Origin of the sequence: Enhygromyxa salina, from assembly GCF_000737335.2 — a bacterium.
GTDB classification, from domain to species: domain Bacteria; phylum Myxococcota_A; class Polyangia; order Nannocystales; family Nannocystaceae; genus Plesiocystis; species Plesiocystis salina_C.
In genome coordinates this window covers 23,629-32,833 of record NZ_JMCC02000053.1, presented here as the reverse complement: position 1 = coordinate 32,833, position 9,205 = coordinate 23,629, and the positions used below count along the sequence as shown (strand labels likewise).

Annotated in this window: 8 protein-coding genes; 4 read left to right on the top strand and 4 right to left on the bottom strand. The window is 68.4% G+C overall.

The window, feature by feature from the left end; genetic code table 11:
* Positions 1 to 1,108, top strand: a 1,108-nt coding sequence (locus tag DB30_RS20720) for a bifunctional ornithine acetyltransferase/N-acetylglutamate synthase (RefSeq protein WP_205633033.1), incomplete at its 5' end; no start/stop codon positions are given.
* 4 nt (positions 1,109 to 1,112) lie between these two features.
* Positions 1,113 to 1,553: an arginine repressor gene (locus DB30_RS20715; RefSeq protein ID WP_052551640.1), complete on the top strand. Its 441-nt coding sequence runs from the start codon at positions 1,113 to 1,115 to the stop codon at positions 1,551 to 1,553.
* A 56-nt stretch (positions 1,554 to 1,609) separates the two neighbouring features.
* On the opposite strand, the gene DB30_RS20710 is transcribed toward DB30_RS20715, so the two are convergent.
* From DB30_RS20710 to DB30_RS20695, 4 genes are all read right to left on the bottom strand, one after another.
* Positions 1,610 to 2,245: a hypothetical protein gene (locus DB30_RS20710; RefSeq protein WP_052551638.1), complete on the bottom strand. Its 636-nt coding sequence runs from the start codon at positions 2,243 to 2,245 to the stop codon at positions 1,610 to 1,612.
* A 156-nt stretch (positions 2,246 to 2,401) separates the two neighbouring features.
* On the bottom strand, positions 2,402 to 4,945 hold the full coding sequence (locus DB30_RS20705) for a polynucleotide kinase-phosphatase (RefSeq protein ID WP_052551637.1): 2,544 nt from the start codon (positions 4,943 to 4,945) through the stop codon (positions 2,402 to 2,404).
* Positions 4,942 to 6,336 (bottom strand): 3' terminal RNA ribose 2'-O-methyltransferase Hen1, encoded by a 1,395-nt coding sequence (locus DB30_RS20700; protein ID WP_052551635.1) that lies wholly within the window; start codon positions 6,334 to 6,336, stop codon positions 4,942 to 4,944. The genes DB30_RS20705 and DB30_RS20700 overlap by 4 nt, the downstream gene beginning before the upstream one ends.
* A 77-nt stretch (positions 6,337 to 6,413) precedes the next feature.
* Positions 6,414 to 6,884, bottom strand: coding sequence for an MgtC/SapB family protein (locus DB30_RS20695; RefSeq protein ID WP_052551633.1), 471 nt, complete (start codon positions 6,882 to 6,884; stop codon positions 6,414 to 6,416).
* A gap of 123 nt (positions 6,885 to 7,007) precedes the next feature.
* Here DB30_RS20695 and argH point away from each other — a divergent pair, with 123 nt between their 5' ends.
* Together argH and DB30_RS20685 are read left to right on the top strand one after the other, a co-directional pair.
* Positions 7,008 to 8,318: an argininosuccinate lyase gene (argH, locus tag DB30_RS20690; RefSeq protein ID WP_052551631.1), complete on the top strand. Its 1,311-nt coding sequence runs from the start codon at positions 7,008 to 7,010 to the stop codon at positions 8,316 to 8,318.
* Positions 8,319 to 8,363: 45 nt separating this feature from the next.
* The gene (locus DB30_RS20685; RefSeq protein WP_052551629.1) at positions 8,364 to 9,188 is read left to right on the top strand and encodes a metallophosphoesterase; all 825 of its coding nucleotides are present in this window, start codon (positions 8,364 to 8,366) and stop codon (positions 9,186 to 9,188) included.
* Positions 9,189 to 9,205: the final 17 nt, after the last annotated feature.

Sequence of the window (9,205 nt, the reverse complement as noted above, 5' to 3'; positions counted from 1 at the left end):
GCAGGTCGCCCGCGTCGGCGAGGGCGCGACGCGGCTGCTCGAGGTCCACGTCAGCGGCGCGCCTGATCTGGCGATCGCCAAGGCGATCGCCCGCGGCTGCTGCCGCAGCTCGCTGTTCAAGTGCAGCGTGTTCGCGGGTGAGGCCGGCTGGGGTCGGCTCGGGGCCGCCGCCGGCCAGGCCGCGCTCGAGGCCGGGTTTGTCGACCTCGACGTGGGTCACATCGAGATCGACGCCCAGCGGGTTCCCCTCGTGCGCGAGGGCGCGGCGCTCGAGCAGGTCGAGTTTGGTGAGCTCGCCCGCCGGCTGCGGGAGCCAACCGTGCGCTGGGACATCCGCGTTGGCAACGGGCCCGCGAGCTTCACCGCGCTCGGGTGCGACTTTTCCTACGACTATGTGCGGATCAACGCCGACGAGGCCCTGCAGATCGCAGTGAGCGCGGACGGGCAGATCGGCCGCAACGTCACGCTGGCTTCGTATACGCCGATCCTCAAGCACCAATTGCTGGTCGACGGATTGTCGTATGTGCGCCGGTTTACGGGCCTTCGCGTCATGGTGCACTTGTCCGGCTCGGCGGCCCGCAAGCCAATGTTGCTAGCGAGCGTGGCCCGGGATCTGGAACTGATGTTGAACGCCGAGCTGCGCGTGTTGGTGATCGTCCCGGATATCGAGGTGCTCGCCGGGCTTCGCGGTGACTTTGCCGATGGGGCGTACCGGCTGGCGGAGGTGCCCAATGACCCGGTTCGGATCGCGGCGCGGCTCGACCGTGGGCAGGCGTGTGTGCTGATCCAGGGCAAGCCCGATCCAGGCGAGCTGGTCGCGCTGGGCGTGCGGCTGGGCGTCGCCAAGCTGTTGAGCCTGGCCGACGATCAAGGCCTGCGCGACGCGGGCGGCCTGGTCAGCGAGCTGAGCCCGGATCAGGCGCTAGTTGGACTCGACCGCGGCCGGTTCACCACCGACGCCGACGAGAACCTCGCGTTTGCCCGGCACGCGGCCCGGCAAGGGTTGGGCGCGCTGCACCTGATCGACGGCCGGCTGCCCCACGCGCTGGTCGCCGAGCTGTTCACCGAGCAGGGCGTGGGCACGCTGATCACCCGGCAGGTGAGGTGACCGCATGAGCGAGACCAAGGCACGGCGAAAGATGTTGCGGCAGCTGCTGTTGTCGGGCCGCGGCGGGAGCACGCAGACCCAGCTGGTCGAGGCGCTCGCCGAGCGCGGCGTGGCGACGACGCAGAGCACCATGTCGCGGGATCTCAAGCTGCTTGGGGCCCAGCGGCGGGTCCGGGAGGATGGCAGCTTTGTGTATCGGCTGGAGTCCGCCGGGCGTACCAGCTTTCCGGCCGGCATGGTGTTGAGCGTGGAATGTAATGAAGTGGTGGTTGTGATTCGGACCCGGGTTGGGCGGGCCCAGGCGGTTGGGTTGGAGCTCGATGGATTGCGGCACCCGGATGTGTTGGGGACCCTGGCGGGGGATGACACGGTGGTGGTGATGCCTCGCTCGGTGGGGCGGGTTGGGGAGCTGGCGGTGGCGCTGGCGGAGCTGGCGGAGCTCTGAGCTACAGCCGCGGGTCTGCATTCGGATCAGCCCTGTCCTCGAACGACTGGGGTCGCTCAGCGGCTGCGACCCTCGAGGTAGTCGAGGATGATCTTGCCGTCAGTCGTGCGCCGGATGAATTCGTCGCGTTCGGCGAACGCAGCTAGTCGAGCGGAATCGAGGATGGCGCTGTCGACGATGACAATGTCGCCCTGCCAGCGATCGCCCGCCTGCAGCGCCTCGTCGACCGTCGAGAGTTGGGGGGCCTGAAACTGCTGAGTTGACTCGGATTGATACACGCAGATTGGACTGTCGACGATACCCATGAAGCGTAGGAGCATGGAGACCAAGCGCTCGCGCAACGTCGCGTCTCGTTCGCGCATCTCGAGTAGCGCCTGACACTCGTTGTAGACGACATGTAGGGTGCCTGGTCCAGCAGGCCAGATGCGGAGGTATACCTCACCTAGTTCTGGCGATATCCACTCGAGCGAGCGGCCCCACCACGATCCGGTTGCCGTGGCGACATCTGAAAGCGACGCTATCGTGTGCAGCGTGGGTACGCGGTCGGCGGGCGGGCGGTCTGAAGACTGGAACTGCCAGACCTGTCCGTTGAAGACCAAGCCTTCGTTTAGGAGCAGCTCGGCTGCCCCTTCGATTAGGGGGACGAGGGGAACGCTCGTCGGCGCGAACAGGGCATCGAAACTGTGGGTCATCAGGGGCCTGGCAGACTATAATCGAACGAAACATATGGTCCGAGCCATGAGGCCACGCTCAGGCGCCGAAAGCCAGCTGTAGTAGGCGCACTGCAAGTTTCGGCAAAACCGCGCTGGGCGAAAGACCAAGCGATGCGGTGCCCCCCCGCACTCGAGCTACAGCCGCGGATCCACAGCCTCACTCTCCAGCGCCAGCACCCCAAACACGCACTCGTGCACCCGCCAGAGCGGCTCGCGCTCCGTGAACCGATACAGCCCCTCCAACCCCAGCGCAAACTCCCGCCGCGCCAGGCTGCGCTTGGTCGACAACCCCCGGGCCCGCAGGCGCTCGACGTTCTCCGCCGCCGAGTACTCCGGCCCGTAGATCACCCGCAAGTACTCCGCCCCCCGGCACTTGAGCGCCGGCTGGATCAACCCCCGCTTGCCGCGAACGATCCAGTGCTCCGGCTTGACCACCATGCCCTCGCCCCCGTCCGCGGTCAGCTGCTCCCACCACGCGGTGACCTCGGCGCGCTCACCCGCGCTGCCAAGCTCCACGACCCGATACGCGGTCGCCATCAGGATCGGGTCATGCTCCGCGAGCCGCCCCAAGGTCTGCATGTGCCAAACATGCGATCGATCGAAGTAAGTGGCCCCCTCGCTGGCAAGCAGGTGAAACGGCGCGAGCCGAACATCGCCAATATCTTCAGCGCTCCAGCAGTAGCGACGCCACGCCGCCGAGTACCCAGCCACCATGGCCTGGCGCGCCTCGAAGCGCGCCAGCAGCTCGCCCGTGCCACGCTCGGTCGCGCCCCGCAAGCTGGCCACGACCTCGCGCAGCGCCGCCCCGGCCGAGGTCCCCACCGCGGCGTACTGGGTGCGCAGCAGCTCGACCGCCTTGAGCGACCACGGCATCAGCTCCGCGTCCAGGCACACCCAGTCTGTGTTCAATTCATCCCACAGCCCGGCCCGCTCAAACGCCGCCGCGACCCGAGCGATCAGCTCACGCTCGCGCGCGTCATCGGCAAAGAACGCCCGCCCGGTCCGGGTGTACACGACCCCCTGCTTGCCGTCCCCCACCCCAAACCGAGCCTGCGCGGCCTCGCTGGTGCGCGCGACCACGACGACGGCCCGCGAGCCCATGTGCTTGGTCTGGCAGACCACTCGCTCGACGCCGTTGCGCGCAAAGTAGTCCAGCGCCTCGAACGGTCGCTCGAGCAGCGGATCATCCGAGGGGGCGGTCTGGGCGGGCGACATGGTCGGCGGCAGATAGATCAGCCAGCGCGGATCGATCGTAAACCGACTCATGACCTCGAGCGCCGCGATCGCGTTGCCTTCGCGGATCGTGACCGTATGCCGCACCCGGGTGTCGATGATCCGCTTACCCGTCACATCGTCAATGTCCAGCACATACGCCGGCCGCTCCTCGGGCGCCGATCCCTGCAAGGGCTTGGTTGGCTCGTAGTGGGTCTTTACAGCGTCGACCGCGACCAAGTCCCGCTCGGGGTAGCGCAGCGCGGTGAGCTTGCCGCCAAACACACAGCCGGTATCAATGCAGATCGTCCGATTCACCCAATTGGCCTCGGGCACCGGCGTGTGCCCATAGACCACCATGGCGCGGCCCCGGTACTCCGCGGCCCAGTCGTAGCGCACGGGCAGGCCAAAGTCGTCGGTCTCGCCCGTGGTCTCGCCATACAGCGCAAACGAGCGCACGCGACTCGAGGCCCGGCCCTGGTACTCCTCGCGCAGGCCGGCGTGGGCAACGACGAGCTTGCCGCCGTCGAACACATAGTGACTGACCAAGCTGCTGATGAAGTCGGCGACCTGCTCGCCAAAGCCCGCGGGCTCGGCTTCCATTTGCTGCATGGTCTCGGCGAGCCCGTGTGACAAGCGTACGTTCTTTCCACGCAGCTTCTTGAGCAGCTTGACCTCGTGGTTGCCGGGAATGCAGATCGCGGCCCCAGACGCGACCATCGCCATCACCAGCCGCAACACCCCCGGCGAGTCCGGGCCGCGATCGACCAAGTCACCCAAGAAGATCGCCCGGCGGCCTTGTGGCGGCACCACCACCGGCGCCTCGCGGGTCCCCGACAGCTCATAGCCAAGCGCGGACAGCAGCGAGCGCAGCTCGTCGCAGCAGCCGTGCACGTCGCCGATCAGGTCGAACGGCCCCGCGTCATCGCGCTTGTCGTTCCACAGCTTGTTGCGCGTGATCGTGACCTCGTCGACACGATCGAGATCGACAAAGTGGACCCGCGAGAATCCCTCGCGCTTGATCCCCCGCAGACCCCGGCGCAGCTGGCTGTGCTGCTGCTTGACGACCCGCAGGCCAAAGTTGCGATCCGGTCGCGCGTCGTTGCGCTCGCCCGCGACCTGCGGCGGCACATTGAGCACGATCGCCACAGCCAGGCAGTCGTGCTCGCGGGCCAGCCGGATCAGGCTGGCCCGGCCCTCGGGCTCCACGTTGGTCGCGTCAATGACGGTCAGCCGGCCCCGCGCGAGCCGCTTGCCCGCGATGTAGTGCAGCACGTCAAACGCGTCGCCGGTCGCCTGCTGATCGTTGGTGTCATCCGCGACCAAGCCCCGACAAAAGTCAGAGGACACGACCTCGCTCGGCAAGAAGTGCTTGCGCGCGAACGTGGACTTGCCCGCCCCCGACACACCCACGAGCACGACCAGGCACAGCTCGGGGACCGACAGTTCACCGGTTTGGCGGTTCATCGGGTAAACACTCCCATCTGGGTTGGCGCACCCACTTCTGGATCAACGGGGCCGATCGGCTCGAACACGACCTCGTAGCCGTGCCGCTGCGCGACGCCGTTGGCCCAGTCCTCGAATTCGGCGCGGGTCCACTCGAAGCGATGGTCGCGGTGGCGGAGCTTGCCGGCCGGCAGGGTCTCGAAGCGGACATTGTACTCGACGTTTGGCGTCGTCACGATCACGCAAGCTGGGCCGGCCGCCTCGAACAGCACGTGCTCGAACGCGGCGAGCCGGGTCGCGTCGATGTGCTCGATCACCTCAACGGCACAGGCGGCGTCAAACCCCGCCAAGCGCTTGTCACGGTAGGTCAGCGAGCCTTGAATCAGCTCGATCCGCGCGCGGCGTCGCTCGCTGAGCTCGTCGATCCGCAGCCTCGCGCTGGCCCGCTCGAGCGAGGTTGGCGAGACATCCATGCCCACGATCCGCTCGAAGGTGCGATCGCGGACCAGCTCGCGCAGCAGCCGGCCTTCACCGCAGCCAACATCCACGACCCGCCGCACGCCGTGCCGACGCAGCGCCGACAACACCGCCTGCAGGCGCTGGTCGTTGAGCGTCAGCTTGCGCTCGAGCGCCTCCTCTTGGCGGTGATGCTCATCCTCCTTGGCGATCGGCTCGGGCTCGTCGTCGTCGGTCAGCCGGGCCAGCGCCTCGCGGGTCAGCGAGCGCTGGTGGCGAAGGTAACGCTGGGCGATCGCCTCACGCTGGGGGTGCGCGGCGAGCCAGCCTTCGCCGCGCGCGAGCAGCTTGTCCACTTCGTCGCTGCCAACCCAGTAGTGCTTGTTGTCGTCGAGCACGGGCACCAACACCGTCAAGTGGCGCAGCAGATCCTGCAGCCGCAGCGTCGCCCGCAGCGTGATCGTGCAATAAGGGCTGTCGCCCCACTGTGGAAAATCTGCGTCGAGCTGGTGGCGCTCGATCTCGAGCTCGTAGCCCAGCGGCTCGAACAGCGCGCGAACGAACGCCTCGCCGCCGCGGATCGGCAGCACCGCCAGCCGGGCCTCGAGCGGGATCGCGGTCTCGCACAGCTCGGCGCGATCGCGGCTGCGCCCGCTCAGCGCCTGCCCAAACACCCGGCCAATCGCCACGCTCAAGAACGACGACGACACATATGGCCGATCGTTCGTATATTGCGAGAGCGCGAAGCCGTCCGCGCCCTGGGCCCGGCGCACCAGCCCGATCGGATCCACGTCCAGCAACAGCGCCGCCGTGCACCGCTCGGTCGTCGCCTCGGGGTAGTACACGTGGCCCTCGCCAAACGGCAGCTCGAAGCTCTGGGTCCGCTCGGGGTTCTTGCCCAGCAGATAGCCGAGGTCGGTCGCCGGTTGATGCGTGGTGGTGATCGTCAACAACACGAGGGCTGCAGGTTGCCAGCGCAGGCATCTGTGTGTCACTGCGTGTCGACTTCTCGCGAAGTGCGCAGCATCACCCGTCAGTCGTGTTCTTCTTGTCGCGCGAGTCGGCGTTGGATCACCCGATCGGCCCACAGCGCGACCGTGAGCACGACCAACGCGGCGCCCGTCAGCAGCCCCGCGACCGCCAGCTCGCCCAGCCCACACGCGATCCCGATCGCCGCCGTCACCCAGATCCCCGCCGCCGTGGTCATCCCGATCACCTCGCCGCGGGCCTGGATGATCGCGCCTGCCCCGAGGAAGCCGACGCCGCCGATGATCCCCTGGATCACCCGCAACATGTCGACGCTCCCGGGCTCGCCGTGCGCCGCCATCGTGTGCACGAACTCGAGCCCGAGCACCGTGAACCCCGCCGCCCCCAACGCGACCAGCATGTGCGTGCGCAGCCCGGCTGGCTTGTTGCGCTTCTCCCGATCCCAGCCAAGCAAGGCGCCACACACGACGGCGAGGCCCAACCGACTCAGGAGCGTCAGCACGCTGGGATCGTCCATCCACCCAGCCTAGCGCTCGACACCCACCAGGATCAGCCGCCAAGAGCCGTCGGATTTGCGCGACGGACCAGCAGCCCGCGCCGCGCCGTGCAGAACATTCGCGGGACGCATATAACGCCCGGCATGAGCTCCATCGCACGAACCGAAGCGACCGGCGGCAGCCTCGACCCCGAGTTTCTGGCCTGGCAGACCTCGCTGCCGATCGACCGCCGCTTGCTCAGCGTCGACGTGGCCGGCAGCGTCGCGCACGTCGAGGGACTGGTCGCGGGCGGCCTGCTGACCCGCGAAGAGGGCGACGAGCTCCAAGCCGCGCTGTCCAGCCTGCCCGGCAAGGTCGCGCGCGGCGAGGTCGAGCTGCCCCTCGAAGAGGACGTGCACATGGCCGTAGAAGTGTGGCTGCGCGCGACCGTGGGCGAGCTCGCGGACAAGCTCCACACCGGACGCAGCCGCAACGACCAGGTCGCTACAGACCTCAAGCTGTGGACCCGCGAGGCGCTGGGTCAGCTGCTCGAGGCGCTCGAGCTGCTCGACGCGCGGATCGACGCCTGGATCGAGCGCCACGGCGAGACCCCCATGCCCGCGTATACCCACCGCCAAGTGGCGATCCCCGTGCTCGCCCGGCTGTGGGTTGGCGCGGCCCTGCGTGCGCCGCTGGCCCGCGACCGCCACCTACTCGGCGTCGTCGAGGCCGAGATCGCCGAGTCGCCGCTTGGCGCGGGCGCGATCGGTGGCAACACCCTGCCGATCGATCCATGGGTAGCCGCCCGCGAGCTCGGGTTTTCCAGCCCGCCCAGCAACCCGATCGACGCCGTTGGCTCGCGCGACCACGCGCTCACCCTCGCGTTCACCTGCGCCCGGATCGGCCAGCACCTCGGTCGGTTCTGCGCCGACGTGGTCGAGCTGAGCTCCGACGGCCTGGTGACCCTCAGCGGCGCCGTCGCGTGTGGTTCGTCCATGATGCCGCACAAGCGCAACCCCGATCTGTTCGAGCTCGTCCGCGCCCAAGCGGCGCTGCGCCAGGGTGAGCTGGTCGCGTTGATGAGCACCTTTCAGGGCTTGGGCACCGGCTATCACCGCGACCTTCAGCAAGACAAACAGGTCTTGTTCGCCAGCGTCGACGGCACGCTGGGCTGCTTGAAGATGGTCACGCTGGGCCTCGAGCACCTGGACTTGCTCGCCGACCGCTGCATCACCGCGCTCGAGCGCGGCGACGCGATCGCCACGGATCTGACCGAGCACCTGGTCAGCCAGGGTGTGCCGTTTCGGGTCGCGTATCGAAAGATCGGCGCGCTCGTGGCCAGCCAGCGCGCCGCCGGCAAGCGGCTGATCGAGCTCACCGCTGCCGATCTCGACGCGGCGAAGCTTCCGCACTCGCTGCTCGAGCAGCTCGACGTTGGCGCCAGCGCCCGGGGCCGCGCGGCTCGCTATCGGTAGTGCGGTCAGGAGTCGCGCCGCGACTGCTACAAGAGCAGCTCGACGATGAAGCTCGGGCGACACCTCAGCCGACGCAAGCTGCTCACTGCCGCAGGCATCGGCGCCGCGCTCGTTGGCGTTGACGCGCTGGGCATCGAGCCACGCTGGTTGCAGGTCACCCGCCACGACGTCCCGATCCCCTCCCTCCCGTCCGCGCTCGAGGGCTTCGTGATCGCCCAGATCACCGACGCCCACCTGACCGCCCTTGGCCAGCTCGAGACCCAGCTCCTCGCCGAGCTGCGCCGCGCGTCGCCACAGCTGGTCGTGCTCACTGGTGATCTGATCGACGACAGCTCGCAGTTCGGTCTGCTCGCCGAGCTGTGCGCCGAGATCGCCAAGCTCGGCACGCGCGTGGTCGCAACGCTTGGCAACTGGGAGCACTGGGGTCACCTCCCCCGCGCAAAGTTGGCCCGAACCTACGCCAAGGCCAGCGCCCAGCTGCTCGTTGACGAGTGGCACCCCTACGACCGCAGCCTGTCGCTCTACGCAACCGACGACTCCACCGGCGGCCACCCGGCCCCGCTCTCGCCCCGCCCCCACGCCGAAGCCATCGCCCTGCTATTGACCCACAGCCCCGCGTTCGTCGACGAGCACCCCCCACCGGGCGAGCGCAGCTTCGACCTGTGCCTCGCCGGCCACACCCACGGCGGCCAGATCAACGCCGGCCCATTCGCGCCCGTCGTCCCCCCCGGCAGCGGCCGCTTCGTCGCCGGCTGGTACGACACCCAACTCGGTCCGCTCTACGTCAGCAAGGGCACAGGCACGAGCTTGGTCCCCGCCCGATTCTGCTGTCGGCCCGAGCTGCCGCTGTTTCGGCTGCGACGCGCTTAGAACCCCGCAAAGCACCC

Excerpts from the sequence above, each read along its gene's own strand:
- DB30_RS20715 (WP_052551640.1), top strand. The coding sequence starts at position 1,113 with ATGAGCGAGACCAAGGCACGGCGAAAGATGTTGCGGCAGCTGCTGTTG.
- DB30_RS20710 (WP_052551638.1), bottom strand. The coding sequence starts at position 2,245 with ATGACCCACAGTTTCGATGCCCTGTTCGCGCCGACGAGCGTTCCCCTC.
- DB30_RS20705 (WP_052551637.1), bottom strand. The coding sequence starts at position 4,945 with ATGAACCGCCAAACCGGTGAACTGTCGGTCCCCGAGCTGTGCCTGGTC.
- DB30_RS20695 (WP_052551633.1), bottom strand. The coding sequence starts at position 6,884 with ATGGACGATCCCAGCGTGCTGACGCTCCTGAGTCGGTTGGGCCTCGCC.
- argH (WP_052551631.1), top strand. The coding sequence starts at position 7,008 with ATGAGCTCCATCGCACGAACCGAAGCGACCGGCGGCAGCCTCGACCCC.
- DB30_RS20685 (WP_052551629.1), top strand. The coding sequence starts at position 8,364 with ATGAAGCTCGGGCGACACCTCAGCCGACGCAAGCTGCTCACTGCCGCA.